At 64.8% G+C, this 20,995-nt stretch carries 21 protein-coding genes; 11 read left to right on the top strand and 10 right to left on the bottom strand.

What is annotated here, in order from left to right; translation table 11 throughout:
• Positions 1-95: 95 nt before the first annotated feature.
• Positions 96-1,157: an adenosine deaminase gene (locus tag ACTAQI_RS21395; protein ID WP_457948591.1), complete on the bottom strand. Its 1,062-nt coding sequence runs from the start codon at positions 1,155-1,157 to the stop codon at positions 96-98.
• Between the two features lie 311 nt (positions 1,158-1,468).
• Here ACTAQI_RS21395 and ACTAQI_RS21390 point away from each other — a divergent pair, with 311 nt between their 5' ends.
• Entirely contained in the window at positions 1,469-2,110 is a 642-nt protein-coding gene (locus ACTAQI_RS21390; RefSeq protein WP_457948590.1) for a transglycosylase family protein, read from the top strand.
• Between the two features lie 194 nt (positions 2,111-2,304).
• Here ACTAQI_RS21390 and ACTAQI_RS21385 read toward each other — a convergent pair whose 3' ends face one another.
• Complete coding sequence (locus ACTAQI_RS21385; RefSeq protein WP_457948589.1) at positions 2,305-2,892, bottom strand: hypothetical protein; 588 nt, start codon at positions 2,890-2,892, stop codon at positions 2,305-2,307.
• Between the two features lie 156 nt (positions 2,893-3,048).
• On the opposite strand from ACTAQI_RS21385, the gene ACTAQI_RS21380 reads away from it, so the two are divergent.
• From ACTAQI_RS21380 to ACTAQI_RS21355, 6 genes are all read left to right on the top strand, one after another.
• Positions 3,049-3,969, top strand: a complete 921-nt coding sequence (locus ACTAQI_RS21380) for an MSMEG_6728 family protein (protein ID WP_457948588.1) — start codon at positions 3,049-3,051, stop codon at positions 3,967-3,969.
• Between the two features lie 3 nt (positions 3,970-3,972).
• Complete coding sequence (locus ACTAQI_RS21375; RefSeq protein ID WP_457948587.1) at positions 3,973-4,833, top strand: NAD-dependent epimerase/dehydratase family protein; 861 nt, start codon at positions 3,973-3,975, stop codon at positions 4,831-4,833.
• A gap of 84 nt (positions 4,834-4,917) precedes the next feature.
• Positions 4,918-5,313, top strand: a complete 396-nt coding sequence (locus ACTAQI_RS21370) for a DUF1622 domain-containing protein (RefSeq protein WP_457948586.1) — start codon at positions 4,918-4,920, stop codon at positions 5,311-5,313.
• A 265-nt stretch (positions 5,314-5,578) separates the two neighbouring features.
• Positions 5,579-7,258 (top strand): DUF222 domain-containing protein, encoded by a 1,680-nt coding sequence (locus tag ACTAQI_RS21365; RefSeq protein WP_457948584.1) that lies wholly within the window; start codon positions 5,579-5,581, stop codon positions 7,256-7,258.
• 34 nt (positions 7,259-7,292) lie between these two features.
• Positions 7,293-8,072, top strand: a complete 780-nt coding sequence (locus ACTAQI_RS21360) for an isocitrate lyase/PEP mutase family protein (RefSeq protein ID WP_457948583.1) — start codon at positions 7,293-7,295, stop codon at positions 8,070-8,072.
• A 63-nt stretch (positions 8,073-8,135) separates the two neighbouring features.
• On the top strand, positions 8,136-8,945 hold the full coding sequence (locus ACTAQI_RS21355) for a YqjF family protein (RefSeq protein ID WP_457948581.1): 810 nt from the start codon (positions 8,136-8,138) through the stop codon (positions 8,943-8,945).
• A 29-nt stretch (positions 8,946-8,974) separates the two neighbouring features.
• Here the strand turns inward: ACTAQI_RS21355 and ACTAQI_RS21350 are convergent, their stop codons facing one another.
• Both ACTAQI_RS21350 and ACTAQI_RS21345 read right to left on the bottom strand, forming a co-directional pair.
• A complete protein-coding gene (locus ACTAQI_RS21350; protein WP_457948579.1) occupies positions 8,975-9,295 on the bottom strand; it encodes a hypothetical protein in 321 nt (106 codons plus the stop codon).
• Positions 9,296-9,343: 48 nt separating this feature from the next.
• The gene (locus ACTAQI_RS21345; protein ID WP_457948578.1) at positions 9,344-11,755 is read right to left on the bottom strand and encodes a Tex family protein; all 2,412 of its coding nucleotides are present in this window, start codon (positions 11,753-11,755) and stop codon (positions 9,344-9,346) included.
• A 130-nt stretch (positions 11,756-11,885) separates the two neighbouring features.
• Here ACTAQI_RS21345 and ACTAQI_RS21340 point away from each other — a divergent pair, with 130 nt between their 5' ends.
• Complete coding sequence (locus tag ACTAQI_RS21340) at positions 11,886-12,203, top strand: hypothetical protein (protein WP_457951127.1); 318 nt, start codon at positions 11,886-11,888, stop codon at positions 12,201-12,203.
• 235 nt (positions 12,204-12,438) lie between these two features.
• Here the strand turns inward: ACTAQI_RS21340 and ACTAQI_RS21335 are convergent, their stop codons facing one another.
• From ACTAQI_RS21335 to ACTAQI_RS21320, 4 genes are all read right to left on the bottom strand, one after another.
• Positions 12,439-13,509 (bottom strand): alkene reductase, encoded by a 1,071-nt coding sequence (locus tag ACTAQI_RS21335; RefSeq protein WP_457948576.1) that lies wholly within the window; start codon positions 13,507-13,509, stop codon positions 12,439-12,441.
• 110 nt (positions 13,510-13,619) lie between these two features.
• Positions 13,620-14,420, bottom strand: coding sequence for a PKD domain-containing protein (locus ACTAQI_RS21330; RefSeq protein WP_457948575.1), 801 nt, complete (start codon positions 14,418-14,420; stop codon positions 13,620-13,622).
• A 131-nt stretch (positions 14,421-14,551) separates the two neighbouring features.
• Positions 14,552-15,235: a DUF6318 family protein gene (locus tag ACTAQI_RS21325; RefSeq protein ID WP_457948573.1), complete on the bottom strand. Its 684-nt coding sequence runs from the start codon at positions 15,233-15,235 to the stop codon at positions 14,552-14,554.
• A gap of 193 nt (positions 15,236-15,428) precedes the next feature.
• Positions 15,429-17,156 (bottom strand): purine-cytosine permease family protein, encoded by a 1,728-nt coding sequence (locus ACTAQI_RS21320; protein WP_457948572.1) that lies wholly within the window; start codon positions 17,154-17,156, stop codon positions 15,429-15,431.
• A gap of 185 nt (positions 17,157-17,341) precedes the next feature.
• Between ACTAQI_RS21320 and ACTAQI_RS21315 the strand changes: the two genes are divergently transcribed.
• Both ACTAQI_RS21315 and ACTAQI_RS21310 read left to right on the top strand, forming a co-directional pair.
• Entirely contained in the window at positions 17,342-17,776 is a 435-nt protein-coding gene (locus ACTAQI_RS21315; RefSeq protein WP_457948570.1) for a pyridoxamine 5'-phosphate oxidase family protein, read from the top strand.
• A 19-nt stretch (positions 17,777-17,795) separates the two neighbouring features.
• Positions 17,796-18,239 (top strand): very short patch repair endonuclease, encoded by a 444-nt coding sequence (locus tag ACTAQI_RS21310; RefSeq protein ID WP_457948568.1) that lies wholly within the window; start codon positions 17,796-17,798, stop codon positions 18,237-18,239.
• 136 nt (positions 18,240-18,375) lie between these two features.
• On the opposite strand, the gene ACTAQI_RS21305 is transcribed toward ACTAQI_RS21310, so the two are convergent.
• Positions 18,376-19,557: a glycosyl hydrolase gene (locus tag ACTAQI_RS21305; RefSeq protein ID WP_457948566.1), complete on the bottom strand. Its 1,182-nt coding sequence runs from the start codon at positions 19,555-19,557 to the stop codon at positions 18,376-18,378.
• Positions 19,558-19,847: 290 nt separating this feature from the next.
• On the opposite strand from ACTAQI_RS21305, the gene ACTAQI_RS21300 reads away from it, so the two are divergent.
• Positions 19,848-20,258 carry an Hpt domain-containing protein gene (locus tag ACTAQI_RS21300; RefSeq protein WP_457948564.1) on the top strand — a complete coding sequence of 137 codons (411 nt, stop codon included), beginning with the start codon at positions 19,848-19,850 and terminating at the stop codon, positions 20,256-20,258.
• Here ACTAQI_RS21300 and ACTAQI_RS21295 read toward each other — a convergent pair.
• Positions 20,231-20,995 (bottom strand): response regulator transcription factor, encoded by a 765-nt coding sequence (locus ACTAQI_RS21295; protein ID WP_457948562.1) that lies wholly within the window; start codon positions 20,993-20,995, stop codon positions 20,231-20,233. The two genes, ACTAQI_RS21300 and ACTAQI_RS21295, sit on opposite strands and share 28 nt — an antisense overlap.

Raw genomic sequence — 20,995 nt, 5'->3', positions numbered from 1 at the left:
GCTGACATGGGTGCTGCCTTGCACTCCCCAGACACGCCTGCGGCACCTAGTTTACCGGGCAGAAAGCCCTGCCGTTGCGCCCGACACAGCAGCGGTCAGTCGGCCACTTCCCTGCCGTTCAACTCCGCCACCAGCTCCGCCTTCCGTTCCTCCGACGCGAAGGAAGAGTGGATGGAGTTCGCTGCCAGGCGCGCCCTGTCGAAATCGGAGAGGTCAAACACCGAGGTGAGTTGCGCAAAATTGTCATCCACGTAGCCGCCAAAGTAGGCAGGATCGTCCGAGTTGACCGAAACATTCAGTCCGGCGGCCAGCATGGCGGGCAATGGATGGTCGGCCAGGGTGTCAACGGCACGGAGCCTGACGTTGGACAGCGGGCAGACGGTCAGGGGAATGCGGGCGTCCACAAGGCGCTCCACAAGGTCGGGATCGTCCATGCAGCGGATGCCGTGGTCGATCCGCTCCACGCCCAGGATGTCCAGGGCTTCGGTGATATACGACGCCGGGCCCTCCTCCCCCGCGTGCGCCGTCAGCCGCAGGCCTGCTTCACGCGCCTTCGCATACAGCCGCTCAAACTTGGAAGGCGGGTTTCCCACCTCGGCCGAGTCCAGCCCGATGGCGCCGATGGGTGCGTCCATGGCCAGCAGCCGGCCCAGGACTTCCAGTGCCGATTCCTCCGGCAGATCGCGCAGGAAGGCAGCGATCAGGACGGTGGAGATGCCGTAGTCCTCCTCCGACGTTGCCAGCACCGAGGCCACCCCGTTGACGCACGCCTCCAGCGGAATGCCGCGGGAGAGGTGCGCCTGCGGGTCCATCATGATTTCCGCGTGGCGGACCCCGGCGGCAGCAGCCCGTTCCAGGTACGCCCGGGTCATGTCCGCGAAGTCCTGCTCGGTGCGCAGCACGGCCATGTTGGCGTAGTAGAGGTCCAGGAAGGACTGCAGGTCCGTGAACTCATACTTTTCGCGGAGTTCCTCCAGCCCGGAGTACGGCAGCTCAATGCCGTTGCGCTCGGCCAGGGCAAAGATGAGCTCGGGCTGCAGCGTGCCTTCGATGTGCAGGTGCAGTTCGGCCACCGGGAGGGGCTTGGCAGGGACCGCAGGTTCCGCGGTGTCCGTTTCGGTTTCGGGCATGGTGCTGCCGCCGGGAAAGTTGTCCATCCGGTCAGGATAGTGCCCCTCCCGGTTTTGCGCCTGCCCGTGCTCATTGAGGCGGTGGGCCAGGCATCGCGCGGGGTGCCATGCCCCACACTCAACACGCCCGCTGGAATCTCGATTTGATAACGACCAAACGATGTCTTAGCGTGAAATGCATGCCCGTTCGGCGGGCTTCTTGATTGCCCGGTGCTGCCTCCACCAGAACTGCCCAGCGGCAGCCACCGACAATGACCTCTATTCGTCAGGGGCGGGCAGTGGCGCGACGATCTCCGGGGACGGAACCAGCGCAGGTGGCCTTCAGGAGCATCACCATCATGAAAAACACCAAATTCCGTACTGCCGCACGCCGCGGAGTCACCCTGGCCGCCGTCTCCGCGGCAGGTTTGGCCCTCTCAGCCACGGCGGCCAACGCAGCAACCCCCACGTCCACCTGGGATGCACTCGCCCAATGCGAGAGCGGCGGCAACTGGTCCACCAACACGGGCAACGGCTTCTCCGGCGGCCTGCAGTTCACCTCCAGTACCTGGTCCGCCTACGGCGGAACCGGGTCCCCTGAGAACGCCAGCCGCGAACAGCAGATCGCAGTTGCCGAGCGGGTGCAGGCCTCCCAGGGGTGGGGCGCCTGGCCGTCCTGCGCGTCCCAGCTTGGACTGAGCGGCGGCGGCGGAGCACCGGTCCAGAGCGCCCCCGTACAGAGCGCACCGGTCCAGAGCACCAAGGTCCAAAGCGCGCCGGTCCAGAGCGCACCGGTCAAGCAGGCACCAGCGCCGCGGCACGCCACCTCGGTTCCGCTCAGCGGCGAGACCTACACCCTGCAGGCCGGCGACACCTTGAGCATCGTTGCCCAGAAGCTGGGTATCCAGGGTGGCTGGCAGCACCTTGCCGACGCCAACCTGGACACCATTTCGGATCCGAACCTCGTGTTCGAGGGACAGGTCATCCAGCTCCCCGCCTAACAGCAGCGGACGTTTCACCAGCGGCCCTTAGCCGCCCCGCCTTTCCAAGGCGACACAGGCAGGTCGGCGATAGACAAATTCCGTTGACCAAAGAACGACGCCGGCACACCCCCACAAGGGATGTGCCGGCGTCGTACTTTAAATCAGCGGGCCGCTGCCGCAGTGGCCAACAGGCTTCAGCAGGCCTCAGCAGGTCAGCTGGCAGGGAGCTCGCGGACGATCCGTACCTTCCAGGCGGACTCATCGCTGGTATCCAGCAAGGCGACGGTGCCATGCGCAAGGTTCAGGGCAACCCGCTTGACGGCCAGCAACTCCAGGTAGAGGTGCTCGTTCATCCGGGTGGGGGTGTCGATCATGTACTTCACGGCGTCGCGCAGCTTGCGGTAGTTGGCGCTGCGTTCGCGGTGCATGTGCAGTTCCAGCGCGGACCGCTGCTTTAGCCGCGGCTCGTGCCGGTTGAGCAGCGTCACGGCGGCGTGCACTGCAACCACGAGGGTCAGCGAAACACCGTAGATCCACCAGCCGCTGGCGAGCAGGAACAGGGGCAGGTTTCCAATAGCCACGAGTGCGATGACTACCCTGAGGGCAGCAATGCGGCGGACCGTCCGGGCCACGGCGGCCATGCCGTCGCGGAACCGGTGCTGATCCTTGCGTGCGGCGGCTGGATCGATAATGAATTCGTCGAGAACCAGGATTCCCTGGGCTTCAGGGCCCAGCATCTGTCCGTACCGGGGCAGGGCGGCGCGGGCGTGGTCGACGGCTTTGTCAGGTGTAGATGTCATGAGAGAGCTTCCAAAACGCGGGGGTGGTTGCGGTGATCTTAGTGCTTTAACCTGAAAGCCGTATGCAGGCGTCCATTATTTGGACAGGATGGGTTTGCGCGTGTGGCTGCGGGCACAGCAATTGGCACTTCCGCCGGGGACCGTCAAACTGAATGGATGCAAACCTTCCTCCCGTACCCTGACTTCCGCCAAAGCGCCAAAGCCCTGGACACCGCACGGCTGGGCAAGCAGCGGGTCGAAGCCCTGCAAACCCTCCGGGCCCTGGTGATTCCGGGGTATGGCTGGCAGACCCATCCCGCCATCCGGATGTGGATGGGGCACGTGCCGGCCCTCACCATGTATGGACTGGCGATGGTGGACGAATGGATCGAGCGCGGCCACCCGGACAACACCCGCGCAAACATTGCAGAGTTCGCCCCGCAGGCAGCCCACCCTGACTACGCCGCCAAAATTGTGATGCCGCCGTGGCTCGGGGACCCGGACTTCCACCTGAGCCACCGTTCCAAGCTGGTGCACAAGGAACCCAAGTTCTATACCCCCGTCTTCCCTGACGCGATTCCGGAGATGGACTACGTCTGGCCGGAGCCGCGGCACGAATTCCTGCCGCAGGAGCCGGAAGGGGACATTCTGTGGATCCTGCGGGAGCCGCATGACGACGTCGACCCCCAGTCCCTTACCACCGTGGCACTTCCGCCGGTGAACCGGAGCGCTGCTGCCGCGGCCGCCATGTCCGCCGGGGATGACGGCTACTCCCCCGTCTATGTGGACGACCGCTCCCGCCGGCCGTCCCGGGCGCCCAAGAAGGCACCACCCAGGCCGCAGGCGAAGAAGCCCACCCGGAAGCGCCTGGCGCAGGAGGAGGCCTTCCGGACCCTTCCGGGAAAGACGCCTGTTGCGGTTCCGTTCGAGAACGGGGCCAGATTTGCCGTGGGACAGGTGGTGGGGCGCCCCCTTACCCTCGACGACGGCCGTTTTGGACGGAATTTCGAAGTCACGGAAATCATTGACCGTACGGCATTCGCCTACCCCGCCCTTCTGCAGGACCCCCGCGTGTTCTTCCCGGTGGAGGCACCGTAGGCCATGACGGTTCTTCTGGCGGGATGCGGCGATCTGGGCACCGAGGCAGGGCTGCGTTTTGCTGCCTTGGGCCACCGGGTCGTGGGGTGGCGCCGCTCCCCCGCGAAACTGCCGGCAGCAATCGAAGGTGCCGCGGCGGACCTGGGATCGGTGGAGCTGCCGCCCGTCCCCGCGGATACCAACGCCGTCGTCATTGCCGTGGCCGCCGATGCCCCCACTGAGGAGGCATACCGGACCGCGTATGTACGCGGGGTGGCAAACGTCCTGGATGCGCTGGAGCGTGATGCAGTGGCACCGGAGCGGATCATCTTTGTTTCTTCCACCGCCGTCTACGGGGACGCCGGTGGCGGCTGGATCGATGAATCCACCACGCCCCATCCGGGCGGCTTTTCCGGCCGGGTGTTACTGGAAGCCGAGGCGCTCCTGAAGGCCAGGCTTGCAGGAACCAGCACTGCGGGGATCTCGCTCAGGCTGGGCGGCATTTACGGGCCGGGCCGGACGCGGCTGATTGACCAGGTGAGGGCGGGCTCCGCCGTGATTCCTGAGGACGTGCGCTACACCAACCGGATCCACCGCGACGACGCCGCAGCCGCCATCGTGCATCTCGCCACGTTGAAAGCTGTGTCCGCGCCCGCATATATCGGTGTAGACAACGAGCCAGCTGACTTGGGAAGCGTGCTGCGCTTCCTGGCCACCCAAATGGGGCAGCCCTCGCCGCCCGTCGGCGATGCCGGGCCCGCCCGCGGGGGCAACAAGCGTTGCCGCAACGCACTGCTCCGCAGCACCGGGTTTACCTTCACGTTTCCGACGTTCCGGGAAGGGTACAGGGACGTTATGGCAGGGAACGGCGTCCGCCATCCGTGACCCGGGCCGTCGTCCCGTGATCCCGGCCAGGGTGGCCGCGCAGTTGGTCGTCGCGGGCACGCACGGCACGGAGTAAGGCAGGGCATGGATTTTCGGCAGATCATCGAAACGGTTGGGCAGCTGGTCGACTTCGCAGGAGTCGCGGTCATGGTGATCGGGGCGGTGGTGTCCCTCCCGATGGCACTCCGGGGCCATCAGCCGCGGCAGCTCCCACCGGGCGCGGACAGGTTGAGTTTCTACCGCTCCTACCGGCAGTTACTGGGAAGGTCCATCCTCCTGGGCCTCGAGCTGCTCGTGGCTGCGGACATCATCCGCACCGTTGCCGTCACGCCCACGTTCGTCAGCGTTGGGGTGCTGGCCATTATCGTGCTGATCAGGACGTTCCTCAGCTTCTCGCTCGAGTTGGAAATTACGGGGCGCTGGCCGTGGCAAAAGGAACCGGCAGCGGCCCGTACTGGTACCACCGCCCCGGCAGGCTAAGGCTCCAAGGACTTTTCCACATAGGGGCTTTGGGGGTTCTTCATTGTCGGTGGTGGCTGGCAGGGTTGGGTTATGGAGGCCATTGGGGAAGATCTTGGGCAGGCGGACGACGCCGACAGGTGGCTGACGCGCCCGGCCCACCTTCACGCCGTCTCAGCCTTCAAAGCCATCCCAGGGCCTTCCATCGTCGAGAGCGGCTGTCGCACGGGACGGGCTCAGGCAGCTGGCTGAGCAGCTTGCGGCCGCTGCCCTGGCCGCCCCGGAGGTGCTGGCATCCGCCTCCTATGTCGAGGCCGCCGATTTCGCCGACGGAGTCGAGGAACTGGTCCGGACCGCGGAGTACCTGCAAATTCTCTCGGCCGGCGCCGTGGACCGGACCCGCACCGAGGCCATCAGCGACACCGCCACCACCAAGACCCGCGCCGGCCGCTCCCGGGGCTGGACCACCGGGTGGGACGCCAACGGTGTCGAAACCCTGAACGCTACGCCAGCCATCGGCGCCTTGAACCACACCGGCGCACCGAACGAAACCGACGCCGACTGCCCTGCCCTCCCCGCACAGCCAGACCCCCCGGTAGTGACTTCCCCGGCCGACGACGGGTGCCGGAACACCGCAGAGTTCCTCCGCCTCCGCCTCCGGATCCCCATCCGCGAAGCCCGCCGCCGGCTCACCCTCGCCCAGCAGGTCCTGCCCGGCACCACCCTCACCGGCGAACCACTCCCACCAGCCCGGCCACGCCTGGCCGCCGCCCTCACCCCCGCCACAACCGGAGGTTCCGACGGGAACGTCCAGGGCCCGGCCGTGTCTTCACACGCCGCGACCATCATCACCGCCACCCTGGACCGGCTCCAGCACCACACCACCCCGGACACCCTGGACCAGATCGAACACCACCTCACCCACGCCGCCACCACCGCCGACCCCGACTTCCTCACCCGCCTGGCCCAACGCTGGACCGACACCATCGACGCCGACGGCACCGAACCCACCGAAGAAGCCCTCCGCCACACCCAAGGCGCCTTCATCCGCAAACCCCGCCACGGCCTGCACCACCTCGAAATCTTCGCCAACACCGACCAATACGAACACCTCCTCACCGTCATGAACACCGCCACCAACCCCCGCACCACCACCCCAGACACCACCAACAGGGACACCAGCGCCACGGGCGCCGGCACCGCCGCCAGTGGAACCGCCCCCGACACCGGAGCGGACCGGGAAGCACCCAGGCAACCCGAGGACATTGACCTGGACCGGCGCACCCGGGCCCAAAGACAACTCGACGGCATCATCATCGCCGCCAAAACCGCCCTCGCCACCAACACCCTGCCCACCACCGGCGGCAACCGACCCCAAATCATCGCCACCATCCACTACCAGGACCTCTTCCCCAACACCACCAGCCCAGAACCAGGGACACGGAGCGGGACAGGCGCGGGAAACGGGACAGCAACGGGGACAGAAACAGTGCCGGGAACACGCACAGCACAACAGCCGGGGGCAGGGGCAGGCGCCTTCATGTTCACCGGGCCCGTCGCCGCCACCACCCTGCGCAAAATCGCCTGCGACGCCGACATCATCCCCGCACTCCTGGGCACCAGAGGCGAAATCCTCGACCTCGGCCGCAAAACCCGACTCTTCACCCCAGCCCAACGCCTGGCTCTCACCACCCGCGACCAAGGCTGCGCCTTCCCCAACTGCACCATCCCCGCCCCCTGGTGCGAAGCCCACCACATCACCTACTGGTCACACGGCGGACCCACCACCACCAGCAACGGCGTCCTGCTCTGCAGCCACCACCACCACCTCATCCACAAAGAACAATGGACCATCACCACCACCCACGACACCCCGTCGTTCATACCCCCACCCCACATCGACCCCACCCAAAACCCCCAACAAAACCACTACTTCAAACCACCACCACCCCACCCACGACAGTGAATAGTGTGCGAAGGCTGTCCGTTAGGCTTCACCCATGACCGAAACCAGCAGCGCCAAAGCGTCCGAACTTCTCCGCCTCCATCAGTCCCCGGACATCCTTCACGTGGTCAATGTCTGGGATGCCATCACCGCCAAGGTCATGACCGATGTTCCGGGAACCACGGCACTCGCCACGGCCAGCCATTCCATTGCCGCCACACTGGGCTATGAAGATGGCGAGAACATTCCTGTCGACGAGATGATCAGCTTTGTTGGCCGCATAACCGCGGCCACCCACCTGCCGGTCAGCGCTGATCTTGAGTCCGGCTATGGCAACCCTGGAGAAACCACCCGCAAGGCCATCGGAGTCGGGATCGTCGGCGCAAATATTGAAGACCAGATGCGCCCGCTGGAGGACGCGGTGAACCAGATGGCAGCCGTAGTTCATGCCGGCGCGGCAGAGGGCATTGACTTCGTCCTGAACGCCCGGACCGACGCCTTCCTGAAGGGCAAGGACCGAGACCCTGAAGACGTTCTGGCGGATGCCATCGCCCGCGGCAGGGCCTTCCTGGATGTCGGTGCCACTACTGTCTTTGTCCCTGGGCTCCTAGACGAATCAACGGTAACGGCGCTGGTAGAGGGAATCGGCTGGAACAAGGTCTCAGTCATCAATGTCCCGGGGTCCCTGCCGCCGGCAAAGCTGCAGGAACTGGGCGTGGCCCGCATTTCATACGGCCCCTGGACCCAGAGGGTCGCACTGACTGCCCTGGCTAACACGGCTGCCAAACTTCTCGCCGGTGGCCAGCTTCCTGAGGACACACGACCGTTGAACTAAGAGCTGCCGGGGCTGAAACCCGGGAGCTTCTTCACCTGGACCGACCGAAGGAGCAGACGGACCTTGACCGGAAACTGGAGTGCCCCAGCCGTGTGGCCGCGACCGCCTGAACTTCCCGCGCCGGTATTCTCCGACCAGCGGTGGCTTGACGCCGTATTCCTCCACTGGCGCATCCCGGAGGAAGAGGCCGCCAATTTTATGCCTGACGGGATCCGACCGGACGTGTTCGACGGCAGTTCATGGGTGGGCCTGATCGGCTTTCGCATGGAGCAGGCGGGACTTGGACGCGGTCCCGGAATTCCCTACCTGGGAAGCTTCAACGAGGTCAATGTTCGGCTTTACTCACGGGAACCAAACGGGACTCGCGGAGTAGTGTTCCTGAGCCTGGATGCGAACCGGTTGCCCGTCGTTCTGGCAACGCGGGCGGTGGGCATTCCCTACGTCTGGTCGCGGATCCGGCAATGGCCGCCCTTTCCCGACAATGGCGGCCTGCGGCAGCAGGACAAGGGCGCGTCCGAGGCCGGCGCCATCACGGACGAATTCCCTGTCGGCTATTCCGTACGCCGGTTCGGCCGCACAGCGGCACGCAGCGACTTCACCGTGGTCCCCAGGCTCCGCACCACCGCCACGGATCCCCTGTCCATCTTTCTAACCGCCAGGTTCGGCATGCACGGCCGCTTCTACGGAAGGACCGCCTACGTACCGAACACGCACCAAGCGTGGCCACTCTTCGGCGCGGAGGTCCATCAGTTCAGCGACGGATTGACCAACGCGGCCGGCATCAGCGTTAGCGGGCCGCCGGAGTCAGTCCTTTACTCCCCCGGTGTCCGGACCAGATTTGGGCGGCCACGCCTGGTCGGCGCCAAGGGCTAAACGCCCGGATCACGGCTGAGCATCAATCCTTAGACGTCCTGCCAGCCCCGGCCCTCGCTGAAAGTGCTCACCAAGGTGCCCACGCCCGCCTGCAGGGAGTTCGACGGATCGAAGTACAGGGATGCTTCCGACGCGCGGCTGTGGGTAATCAGCTGTTCAGCCTCGAGCTTCGCCTCGGGCACGGTTGCGCCGACGATTCCGGTGCGGGCCGGGAGAACCGGTGTGTGCACCACGTCGGCGTCCGTCTGGGTCAGCGGAACCGTGGTGCCGGGGTTGATCTCATCGTTGGGGAACTCGAACTCGGCATCGCCGGGGGCAACAGGAACGGTGTACTCCAGGAAGTAGGTCATACTCCACCCTTGCAGAAATGCGGCCACTGCCAAAAGTCCCCCGAACAGCTACTTGCCCAGCCCTGCTTTCCTGAGCGCCTCCGCCATTGCCGTGTTGACGGGCTCGGGTGCGGGAGTGGGGCGGCCACTACCGCCAGCCCTGCCCGATGGCTGCTTTCCCGGCTGTTGCCGGCCCGGGCGTCCGCTGCGCTCAGCCTTTCGGCTGCCTGAATCCCGCCGTCCGGAACCTGCGCCGCCACCGGCCGGTTCGTCGTCGAGCCTCAACGTCAGCGAAATCCGCTTCCGCTCCGGATCAGCCTCCAGGACCTTCACGCGGACCACCTGGCCGGACTTCACCACCTCCCGTGGATCAGACACAAAGTGGTTGGCCAGCGCGGAGACGTGGACCAGGCCGTCCTGGTGGACTCCGACGTCAACGAAGGCCCCAAATGCCGCGACGTTGGTTACCGTTCCCTCGAGAATCATGCCCGGCACCAGGTCCGAGATTTTCTCGACCCCTTCCGAGAACGTGGCAGCGGTAAAGGCGGGCCGGGGGTCACGGCCCGGTTTGTCCAGCTCAGCGAGGATGTCCGTGACGGTGGGAAGGCCGAACGTGTCGTCGACGAATTTTTGCGGGTCCAGCGAGGACGCCGGCGCCGAACCGGCGGCCACCAGGATCTTCCGCGCCACGGCGTACGATTCCGGGTGGACGCTCGACGCGTCCAGGGGGTCGGCGCCCCCGGTGATCCTCAGGAAGCCCGCGCACTGTTCGAACGCCTTGGCGCCCAACCGCGGCACCTTCTTGAGGTCTGTCCGCTTGTTGAAGGGTCCGTGCTCGTTCCGGTAGGCCACGATGTTTTCACTCAGCAGGGGTCCTACGCCGGCCACTCGGCTCAGCAGCGCGGGCGACGCGGTGTTGACGTCAACACCCACGGCATTCACGCAGTCCTCCACCACCGCGTCGAGGCTCCGGTCCAGTTTCGACGCCGTCACGTCATGCTGGTACTGGCCCACGCCGATGGACTTGGGGTCGATCTTGACCAGTTCGGCGAGTGGATCCTGCAGGCGGCGCGCAATGGAGACGGCGCCACGCAGCGAAACGTTCATGCCCGGCAGTTCGGCGGCGGCGAGCGCCGACGCGGAGTAGACGGACGCGCCGGCCTCGGACACTACGATTTTCTGCGGTTTCCGGTCGACGTCCGGAAGCAGTTTGATCAATTCGGCAGCCAGTTTATCCGTCTCGCGCGACGCCGTACCGTTGCCGATAGCCACAAGTTCGACGGCGTGCTGCCGCGCCAAACGCACCAAGGAGGCCAGGGCGTCGTCCCACTTCCGCGCTGGCGCGTGCGGGTAGACCGTGTCAGTGGCCACCACCTTGCCGGTGCCGTCCACTACGGCTACTTTGACCCCGGTCCGCAGTCCAGGGTCGAGCCCCAGCGTGGCACGGTTTCCGGCCGGCGCAGCCAGCAGGACGTCCCTGAGGTTGGCGGCAAACACCCTGACCGCTTCGTCCTCAGCTGCCGCGAACAACCGGGCCCGGAGGTCGGAGGTGAGGCGGGCCAGCACGCGTGAACGCCAGGCCACCTGTGCTGTCTGCATCAACCACGCGTCGGCGGGACGGCCTCGGTCGGCGACCCCGAGGAACCTGGCCACTGCGGACTCGTAGCGGGCGCGGGCGGCGGTGAGGGCGGCGTCGTCCGATGGATCGGCTTCGGCGAGGTCCAGCTCAAGGACGCCGTCCTTCTCCCCGCGGAACAGCGCAAGCACCCGGTGCGACGGCATCCGGTCCGGTGCCTGCGCGAACTCGAAGTAGTCCGCGAACTTCTGGCCTTCGGATTCCTTGCCCTTCTTGACGCGGGACACCATCCGGCCCTGGGTCCACATCCTGTCCCGCAGGTTCGAGGCAAGGTCAGGATCCTGGGCCACCCGCTCCACCAGGATGGCCCGGGCACCTGCGAGCGCGGCAGCGGCGTCGCCGATGGAGTGGTCAGTGTTGAGGTATTTCCCAGCCTCGCGTACAGGATCGAGGTCCGGCCGCTTCAGCAGCGTATCCGCGAGCGGCTCCAGCCCTGCTTCCCGGGCAATCTGGGCCTTGGTCCGGCGCTTGGACCTGAACGGCAGGTAGATGTCCTCGAGCCGCGATTTGGTATCCGCGGCCAGGATCGCCTTGCGGAGCTCAGGCGTCAGCTGGCCTTGCGCCTCAATCGCTTCGAGGACTGCACGACGGCGGTCTGCCAGTTCGCGGAGGTAGCGCAGCCGTTCGTCCAGGTCGCGGAGTTGGGTGTCGTCCAGCGTGCCGGTGGCTTCCTTGCGGTACCGGGCGATGAACGGAACTGTGGCCCCGCCGTCGAGCAATCCGACCGCGGCCTTTACCTGCCAGGCCATGACACCCAGCTCGTCGGCGATCTGGGCAAAGATCGCGTCCTCTGCCGACGTGCGGGCGGGGGCGGAAACGGTGGAAGGTGCAGGCAGTTGAGTCACCTGAACATCTTGCCCTACCGGCCTGCCCGGCTCCACCGGACGCTGGACCGGTGGGAACGCAGCAGGAGAAGAAGGGGTATTCCGCTGGGCCCCGCAAAGTGCTGTAGTGGACATGCCGTTAGTGGCGCCGATGCTCGAGGAAGAGGCCATCATGCGGGAACTGCTTGTGGTGTTTCGGGAGGGGTTTGACGAGGCCAACATCACTGTGACTGTCAACGGCAAGGAGGTGCGCAGGGACCTGGGGGTCTCCACCAACCCGTTGCTCGGCATCGCATCCGAGGTGTCCGTGGAGCTGCCGGCCAAGGGCGCGCAGGTGGGGGTCGAAATCACCAATCGGGGGCTGAAGGCCATCACCAAGGTCAGCGGGAAGCCGAAGAGCGTGCTGGTATCGATCGAGGACGGGCGCCTGCTGATGAAGGAAGGCACGGGCCGCGAGGCCGTTCTGTAGCCCTCTTTCCCGGGCAGCAAAAATGGCTCTGGTAAGAGTCCATTCGTTGGAGTAGCATCTGATCACCGCCGGCATCCGATGGAGTCCGGCGGGCCACATTATTCTTCAGCCGGGCGGCCGTCGGATGGCCTCCCGGCTTCGCTGCCCGGGACCAGCACCCCTGACAGCCAACGACGGCGGCACCCCATGGTGGGTGCCGCCGTCGTCGTTCTATGTGGGATGGCTGGTGAGCCGCTTAGCCCTGGTACACCGGGTAGTCCGTGTATCCGGTGGCGCCCTCCGCGTAGAACGTGGCGGCGTCGGGCTCGTTGAGCGGGAGGCTTTCCTTCCAGCGCCGGGCAAGGTCCGGGTTGGCGATCGCGGGGCGGCCCACCACGACGGCGTCAGCGTGGCCCTCGGACACGAGGTTCACGGCTTCTTCCCGCGTGGTGATGACGCCGAAGCCGGTGTTGACCAGGAAGGTGCCGCCGAACCGTGCACGGAGGTCCTGGACAAGTTCGCCGGTGGGCTCGTGGTGCAAAATGCTCAGGTATGCCAAGTTGAGCGGTGCGATGCTGTCCACGAGGACCTCGTAGGTGGCCCGGACGTCCGCCGCGTCCGTCTCGGCGATGCCCTGGACGTTGTGCTCAGGGGAAATGCGCAGGCCCACGCGGTTTGCGCCGAGGGCTGCCACTACGGCGTTGATGGTTTCGATGACAAAGCGGGCGCGGTTTTCCGGCGATCCGCCGTAGCTGTCCGTCCGGACGTTGGAGTTCGGTGCCAGGAATTCGTGCAGGAGGTAACCGTTGGCCGCGTGCAGCTCCACGCCGTCGAATCCTGCTTCGATGGCGTTCAGCGAGGCGTTGACGAATTCCTGGATGACCATGGCGAGCTCGTCAGTGGTGAGAGCGTGCGGCACGGGATACGGCTGCTTGCCGGCCGGCGTCCGGACCACCCCGTCAATGGCTACGGCGCTGGGAGCGACGATTGGCAGGCCACCCGTGATGTCAGAGTGGGAAACGCGCCCGCCATGCATGATCTGGGCGAACATGCGGCCGCCTTCGGCATGCACGGCGTCAGTAACCGTCTTCCACCCGGCAACCTGCTCCTGGGTGACGATGCCGGGCTGGCCCGGGTACGCCTGCCCGGCGGGGGTGGGGTACGTGCCCTCGCTGACGATCAGGCCCAGGGAGGCGCGCTGGCGGTAGTGCTCGGCGATGAGCGGGCCCGGGACGCCCTCCTCACCCGCGCGGAGGCGGGTCAGGGGTGCCATCACCAGCCGGTTGGGAAGTTCAAGTTCGCCGAGGGTGAGCGGGGAAAACAGCATGCGCAGTTCCTTTCGAAGGCTGAAGACGTACTGCCTATGCCAACTGTGGGGCGCGTGCAACTATTCCGGACTTTCCCGGGTGCGACGGGTATCACAGGCTTCCTTTGGGCCTAGCGCGATCCTCCGACGCCCGGGCAGCCCTGGCCCTGTGGATTGGCGTTGCAGTCGTCGGCGTAATTGCGGGTGACGGAGCGCCACACGCTGATGCCTTGGGGTGGTGCACTGAATTGGCCCTGACCGGGGATGGGCAGCGGCGGCCCGGAATTCACCGAGTAAGTGCCCTGGAACGAGGTGGTCAAGACGACTTGGAAATCTCCCGTGGATGAATAGGCGTGGCTGGTCCGGGTCTTCTCGCCCCACCGGTCCTGCGGCAACGGGCCGCCCATGGAAGGTTGGGGGCCGAAGACCGTGCCGTCGCCGTAGTTCCATGTGTACTGCACCGGTGTTGCCACCACGTGGACCTGCTGCCCAAACATGGTGATATCGAACTGCTGTTCAACCGCTTCCGCGTAGAAGTTCGTGTCGGCGCCGCGCAGTGTGTTGGGGCTGGGCTGGGCCACGACCATCCCTGCGCTGACCGGCAGGTTCTGGAACTGCCGCTGGATATCTGCGGCGATCCGGGGCAAGAGGTCCTCCGGCTTCGGATCGTAGAGGCAGGTGGGGCCGGAATGATGTGCCCACACCGCTCCCGGCACGCCCCGCGGCCGCGACAGCCACATGACCGGAATGCCCTTGGCACCGTCTTCCCGGTCCTTGCAGTCAAGCTGGCGGCCGAGGCAAGGGGTGTCAAAGTCGCCTCCGCCGAGATGGCATTGGAGTTCGTATTTGTACTCGTTGGGGTCGGTGGAGGGTTCACCGGGGTTTACCGGAACAAACTCGTTCCGTTCAGCGTCCCAAGTGTGCCCACCCATCGTGAGGCCGGGACTCCAAGCACCACCAAATTCTGGGTCATCACCGCCCCCCGCCGTCGCCGGGCAAGCAATAAACAAAACAGACATGACCGCTACGAGGAGGAGGGACAGCAGTCGCGAAGCGGACATTGCTATCCAACTATGCTTCCGAGCTCAACCACCGACCATTTGCCCTCACCGAAGGTAAGGACAAGCAGATTTCCTTGGTCAGGCCCCTGAGGATCGGTCCGGGCCACAGTCCCGTCGGCTCTCATATACGACAAAGGCTCCTGGTGAACCTGGGCTGCAACTTGATAGGTGCCATTCGGGCTTTTACTGAACGTCGTATTTGTGACGGGAGTTGATAACTTACCTCCAACTAACCAACGCCCCTCTGAGTGCCAATCCCTAATGACCTTGCTAACCTTCTGACAAGCTTCGCAGGGGCTTGGAGCAATGCTCTCGAACAAGGCAGCATCACCCGTCTCGTATGCATAGCTCAGAACTGAAAACCAATGCTTGGTGAAGGCTTCTGCCCCTTCTTTCGTCTCAGTCTTAGCCACCTCGGGAAGCACGGGAACCGGGACGTTTTGGGCCGGTCCGGTCGCATCGGCGGGCTTATAGACGGCACTTGGTGTGGGGGTGGGAGTCGCCGTGGCACTGGCAGTGGGTGTTTCGGCAGCTACCTGGGACGAAGTGCCGCCCGGCCCGGGCGAGTTCCCGCCAGCGCAGCCAGACAAGCCCAGCGTAAAACCGACAACCAGGGCTGCCGCGCCGGACCGCACAATGCGGGACCTAAAGAAGTCGCGGGACGAAAAGTAGTTCTGTGATGTCATGGGCCGCTATTCCCCCAGTAGTTTCAAGACGGCTTGCTCCGAACAGTGCCTTAAGGGTAGCCCAGGTCACAATTTGACGATAAGACTTATCCACAGGCACTGCCCACCGCTGTACCACCAGGCCGGGAAAGCAAGAAGTCACAAAGGAAGCCGGCGAACCAAAGTGCGCCGGCTTCCCTTGATACGCAGATCCCTACTTCTGGGCGGGCAGTACCAGCTCCCCTGTCTTGTCGGTCGATAAGGCGAGCGACGAAACGTACTGCGGGCCGCCGTCGGGCGCATCCTGTGCGGAACGCACCATGTCGGGACGTTCGAATTCCAAGCCGGTCACGTGGCACAGGAGCTTCGCGTCGCTCGGGTTCCCGTCGGCGTCAAACATCGGCAGGTCGATCCCGTCATCAAAACGCCGCAGGTAGAACTTGCCCCGGGTCAACATGGCCAGCACCGGCGGCAGGACCAGTGCCAGGCCCACCGCGAAGATCGGTGAGTAGGGCTGGATCGCGGCACCGAACGTCCCGAAGAACACTGCGATGGAGACCCCTGCGGACACCAGCATGGACACGAACCCAACAGGGTTCACGGCGTACAGCATGCCGCGGCGGAATTCAGGCACCTTCGGTGAGATCTTAAGCAGGTATTTGTTGATGGCGATGTCGGACGCCACGGTGACCACCCAGGCCATGGCGCAGTTGGCGTAGAACCCGAGGATGGTGTTGAGGAAGTCAAACATATTCGCTTCCATCAGGACCAGCGCGATCAGCAGGTTCACCACCACGAACACCATCCGGCCCGGGTACGTCTTGGTGATGCGCGTGAAGGAGTTGGTCCACGCCAGCGAGCCGGAGTAGGCGTTGGTGACGTTGATCTTGATCTGGGAGATGACCACCAGCACCACGGCCAGCGTCATGGCCAGCCACGCCGGCATCATCTCCTGGTACACGCCCAGGAACTGGTGCACCGGCTCATTTGCCGTGGCGGAGGCGGCGGGATCCAGCGTTGCGATCAGATAGATGGCGATGAAGAGGCCCACGATCTGCTTGAGCGCCCCGAAAATCACCCAGCCGGGCCCGGCAAGGATCACTGCGCGCCACCAGGCGCCCCGGTTGGCATCGGTACGCGGCGGCATGAACCGGAGGTAGTCGATCTGCTCGGCGATCTGCGCCATCAGGGACAGGCACACGCCGGCGGCGAGCATCACGGACGCCAGGTTCGGCCCGCCGTCACCGGATGCGCCCGTGTAGGCGAAGAAGCTGTCGATACTCTCCGGGTGCGAGATCAGCAGGTATCCAACGGGGACCACCATCAGCAGCAGCCACAGCGGAGTGGTCCACACCTGCAGCTTGGCCAAGGTGTTCATCCCATAGATCACCAGCGGAATGATGATGACGGTGGAGGCGGCGTACCCCAGCCACTGCGGAATGCCGAGCCCCAGCTCCAGGCCCTGCGCCATGATGGACCCCTCCAGCGCAAAGAAGATGAACGTGAAGGTGGCGAAGATGACGTTGGTGACCACCGAGCCGTAGTAGCCGAATCCGGAGCCGCGGGTGATCAAGTCCAGGTCGATGTTGTAGCGGGCCGCGTAGTACGCCAGGGGAAAACCCGTGGCGAAGATGACCACGGCTGCCACAAGGATTCCCAGGATCGCGTTAACCGTCCCATACGAGATGCCGATGTTGGCACCGATCGAGAAGTCCGCCAGGTAGGCGATGCCGCCCAGCGCACTGGTGGCCACCACCCCTGCGCTCCATTTGCGGTAGGAGCGCGGCGCGAACCGCAGCGTATAGTCCTCCAGGCTTTCCTTGGTGGCGTTGAGAGCGGCAGTGTTGCCAGCCGTGGGGATTGCCGGAGAACGTCCGACGACGGCGGCACCAGCGGGTGCCGCCGGTTCCAGCAGTTGCGTTGTGTCTGTGTCGTTGCCCATTGCGTGCGTCGCTTTCGTTTGCATTCAGCCGTCGTGGCCCTGCGTGCGACGCTATCCAGCAGGAAAGACAACACGGTCACAATCCTGTTTCCGAAGTGTTAAGACTTGACGGACCTGTCACAGCGAGTCGGAGTTGGGGCACAAAGCCTCTGGCGCATTTCTACCCCGGGTAGAAGAATGGCCGCATGATGTTTGAACACGCGGACGGTAATCCTGTCCTGGAACTCGATGATGAGCAGTCATGGCGGCTTCTGGCGGCTACGCAGCACGGCCGGCTGGTGGTCTCAGTGGCAGGGGAACCGGACATATTCCCGGTGAATTACGTGACCTCCAACAGAAAGGTCTACCTGCGCACGGCGCCCGGAAACAAGCTCGCGCAACTGACCATTAACGCCAAGGTGCTGTTCGAAACCGACGGCATCCTCTCGCAGGAGGCCTGGTCCGTCGTCCTGCGCGGGACGGCCCGGGTCCTCAGCAATTCGGACGAGCTCGCTGCCATCGAGGGACTGGGCCTGAAGACCTGGGTCCCGACGCTCAAGGACTTCTACGTGGAGATCGAGCCGCAGTCCGTCAGCGGGCGGCACTTCGTGTTCGGCGAACAGCCGGAACGGGAGATCTAGGCACTCCTAGACTGGAGGCATGGCGGACCAGCCCACTGCAGACAAGCTCACCCCTGAGCAGCGCAGCTGGAACATGTCCCGGATTCGGGGCAAGGACACCAAACCCGAACTGCTGGTGCGCCGGCTCCTCCACGCCAGGGGCTACAGGTACCGGTTGCACGGCAGGTCCGGCGGTACCAAGCTGCCGGGCAATCCGGACCTCGTATTCGCTGCCAGGCACAAGGTCATCTTCGTGAACGGCTGCTTCTGGCATTTCCATGACTGCAGGGTGGGCCTGCATGCCCCCAAAGCCAACGCGGACTTCTGGGCCGCAAAGCGCAGCCGGACCCGTGAGCGCGACGCCGGCCAGCGCCGGCAGCTGGAAGACGCCGGCTGGGAAGTACTGACGGTCTGGGAGTGCGAGCTGAAGGACCACTCAGCCCTCGAAGCCCAGTTGGTGCACTTCCTCGAAGCCGGCATGTGACGATGGCTGAAACAGGAAATTCTTGAGGAAATCTTTAGCTGCTGCCTGCACCGTCCTTGATCCTGGCACGCCAGGATAAACGGGTTGCCGCGATCAGGCCGCCACCGACAGTTTCGGAGCAGCTATCCCCTATCCCCTAGCTTCTCCGGGCCAACAGGGCGGACTTGAAAGCGGATGCCGACGAGTCGCTGCTGTTGATGCGCCAGTCCGTTTCCTTTTGCATATGGAACCAAACGAAGCCCATTACGTCCGGCTGGGCGGCAAGATACGACACCAGGTCCGTGTTCCAGGCCGCCTTGGAGCCACCCAGCTCGCTGGACGCCGTTTCCGCTATCAGCACGGGTTTACCGGGCGCCAGGGTGCGGAGCTGGGAGACGCCCGGGCCAAGGAGGTCCGCCGGGGAAACCCAGCTGCTCCAGGTTTGCGAAGTGCCCCAGTTGTAGCCGTCCAGGGCCACGATGTCCACGTAGCCCGGGCCGGGGTACAGACCTGCCAGGTCCGTCGAGCCCCAGTACGGTACGTTCGGCGACCAGACCCACTGGACGTTGCCGGCGCCTGTGGCGGCAACCACGTCATGCACATGCCGCCAGGCGGCCACGTAGTCTCCCGCTTGGTTGCCGTTGACGCCTTCGGCCCACGGATACCAGTCGCCGTTCATCTCGTGGGCAAAGCGCAGCATGACCGGTTTGCCCCAGGCCGCGAGGGACTGGCCCCACTGGCTGATGTACCCGTCGAAGTCGCCGGCCGTGATCCGGGCCAGCGAATAAGCCGGCTGGTTCACGCCGCCTCCCCATCCCCAGGGCTCCCAGGTGACCAGAGGCGTGGCTCCGCGCGAGCGGACGGCGTCCAGCTCAGTTATGGGCGGTGCCTGCAGGAAATCCTTGTAGCTCATCACGAGGGAAGGGACTTCCCCTGCCAGGGTGGCCACCTCGTCCAGTTCGGCACTGGCCAGGGGTCCCCCGGGGGTTGCCACGCCGAAGCGCAAGGGGGCGGAACTGATGGTTGGCGCCGGTGCGGGCGCTGGCGCGGGAGCCGCCTGGACCACGAACGTGGCTGATGCCTTGATGGACGACGTCTTGGCAGTGATGGTGAGGTTTCCGGTAGACGCTGCCGGAATGATGATGCCCGTGCTGAAGGCACCCGTCGATGTGGTTTGGAATGCGAAGGTCGTGGAACCCACGATCACGGTGCCTGTGGTGGAGGTTCTAAACCCCGTTCCAGTGACGGTTACGGCGGAACCGGCCGGACCGGAAGCCGGATTGAGCGTAACTTGCGGTGATGTGGCTGCGCCGGCCGGCTGGATCACAGACACAGCCAATCCAGCCGCGATTAAGAGCGCGACAAATAAGGTCCTAAGTGTTCGGAACACGGCAATCTATCCCCAGATTGAAAAGCGGCTTTGGGCCGCAAGTGACGTCAGTGCAGAAAGTACTGGCATCGATCCTATGGGCAAAAAACCGCACACCCATCAAGAAAACCACAATTCTTGCCGAGTCTTCTGCTAGGTCAGGGGAACGGTCCTAACCTGAAAAAGAGCAAGCACCCCCCGCATAGCCGCCCTGTTTACCGAGTCCGCAAATCCAGCAGAAACCAGCAGAAAGGAGTGTCATGAGCACATCAGATGATGCCCCCAAGCCGCTGGTAGACCAGTCCGTCCTGGACCGGCTGCGGGACGAACTCGACGAGGAGGAAGGCTACAGCCGGGTCTTCGTCGGGAACTTCATCGAGTACCTGCCACAGCGGCTGGGCCGTTTGCGGCTGGCCCTGACCACCGGTGACCTGGAGGGCTCCATGGACGCCGTCCTAAGCCTGAAGACCTCGAGCCAGATGGTGGGAGCCGAACGCCTGGCCGCACTGGCGCTGGAGTTGGAGAACGAGATCCGGGCCGAGGCCCGCCATGCCGACATGGCGGTGGCATTGCCGCGGCTGGCCGCGACGTACCTGCGGCCCATCACCCAGTGCAGCAGGCAAACCATGCACCGCCTGCAGGCTCAGTGCTGCCCCGGGGCCAAGCGGTAACCCACCCCGCGCACGGTCTGGAGCCATCGTGGCTGCTGCGGTGAGTCACCCAGCTTTTTGCGGAGGTTCCCCATGTGGACCTCCACGGAACGTTCGTCTGCCTCGCTGATGTAACTGCCGACGTCGTAATCCTCATCGCGGAGCCGCCGCACCAGATCGGACTTGGTCCTGACCGTGCGCCCGGCTTCCAGAAGCGCGTACAGAAGTTCGAATTCCGTGCGGGTCAGGTTCATCTCCCTGCCGTCCACGGTGACGGTGCGGGAGGCGTAGCTGAGCTCCAGGCCGTTGTGGCTGAAGTTTCCGCGCTCCGGATGGGCTGTGCTGTCCGCGGAGGCATCCACCGAAACTTCGTGCGGATCAGGAACGGACCGCGGCCGGCGCATCATTGCCGCAACCCGCGCGCGCAGCTCCCGCGGGCGGAACGGCTTGGTGAGGTAGTCATCGGCCCCCGATTCGAGCCCAATCAGCGTGTCCAGTTCCTCGGTGCGCGCAGTCAGCATCACGATGTACGCGTCCGAAAACTCACGGATCTGCCGGGAGACCTCAAAGCCGTCAATGTCCGGCAACCCCAGGTCCAGGGTGATGACATCGGGGTTCAGGCTCTTGGCCATGAGTACGCCCTCGGCGCCACCACTGGCGACGGTCACCTCAAATCCGGCCTGGGTCAGCACAGTGCGAACCAGTTCCCGAATGTCGTGGTCATCTTCGATGACCAGACCCACACGTGCCTCACTCAT

The sequence above is a fragment of the Pseudarthrobacter sp. alpha12b genome, from assembly GCF_054130495.1.
This window is presented reverse-complemented; position numbering and strand designations above follow the sequence as displayed.

Excerpts from the sequence above, each read along its gene's own strand:
- ACTAQI_RS21360 (WP_457948583.1), top strand. The coding sequence starts at position 7,293 with ATGACCGAAACCAGCAGCGCCAAAGCGTCCGAACTTCTCCGCCTCCAT.
- ACTAQI_RS21395 (WP_457948591.1), bottom strand. The coding sequence starts at position 1,157 with ATGGACAACTTTCCCGGCGGCAGCACCATGCCCGAAACCGAAACGGAC.
- ACTAQI_RS21330 (WP_457948575.1), bottom strand. The coding sequence starts at position 14,420 with ATGGGTGGGCACACTTGGGACGCTGAACGGAACGAGTTTGTTCCGGTA.
- ACTAQI_RS21335 (WP_457948576.1), bottom strand. The coding sequence starts at position 13,509 with ATGCTGTTTTCCCCGCTCACCCTCGGCGAACTTGAACTTCCCAACCGG.
- ACTAQI_RS21320 (WP_457948572.1), bottom strand. The coding sequence starts at position 17,156 with ATGGGCAACGACACAGACACAACGCAACTGCTGGAACCGGCGGCACCC.
- ACTAQI_RS21370 (WP_457948586.1), top strand. The coding sequence starts at position 4,918 with ATGGATTTTCGGCAGATCATCGAAACGGTTGGGCAGCTGGTCGACTTC.
- ACTAQI_RS21315 (WP_457948570.1), top strand. The coding sequence starts at position 17,342 with ATGATGTTTGAACACGCGGACGGTAATCCTGTCCTGGAACTCGATGAT.
- ACTAQI_RS21380 (WP_457948588.1), top strand. The coding sequence starts at position 3,049 with ATGCAAACCTTCCTCCCGTACCCTGACTTCCGCCAAAGCGCCAAAGCC.
- ACTAQI_RS21300 (WP_457948564.1), top strand. The coding sequence starts at position 19,848 with ATGAGCACATCAGATGATGCCCCCAAGCCGCTGGTAGACCAGTCCGTC.
- ACTAQI_RS21375 (WP_457948587.1), top strand. The coding sequence starts at position 3,973 with ATGACGGTTCTTCTGGCGGGATGCGGCGATCTGGGCACCGAGGCAGGG.
- ACTAQI_RS21350 (WP_457948579.1), bottom strand. The coding sequence starts at position 9,295 with ATGACCTACTTCCTGGAGTACACCGTTCCTGTTGCCCCCGGCGATGCC.
- ACTAQI_RS21310 (WP_457948568.1), top strand. The coding sequence starts at position 17,796 with ATGGCGGACCAGCCCACTGCAGACAAGCTCACCCCTGAGCAGCGCAGC.
- ACTAQI_RS21390 (WP_457948590.1), top strand. The coding sequence starts at position 1,469 with ATGAAAAACACCAAATTCCGTACTGCCGCACGCCGCGGAGTCACCCTG.
- ACTAQI_RS21295 (WP_457948562.1), bottom strand. The coding sequence starts at position 20,995 with ATGAGTGAGGCACGTGTGGGTCTGGTCATCGAAGATGACCACGACATT.
- ACTAQI_RS21340 (WP_457951127.1), top strand. The coding sequence starts at position 11,886 with ATGCTCGAGGAAGAGGCCATCATGCGGGAACTGCTTGTGGTGTTTCGG.
- ACTAQI_RS21385 (WP_457948589.1), bottom strand. The coding sequence starts at position 2,892 with ATGACATCTACACCTGACAAAGCCGTCGACCACGCCCGCGCCGCCCTG.
- ACTAQI_RS21325 (WP_457948573.1), bottom strand. The coding sequence starts at position 15,235 with ATGACATCACAGAACTACTTTTCGTCCCGCGACTTCTTTAGGTCCCGC.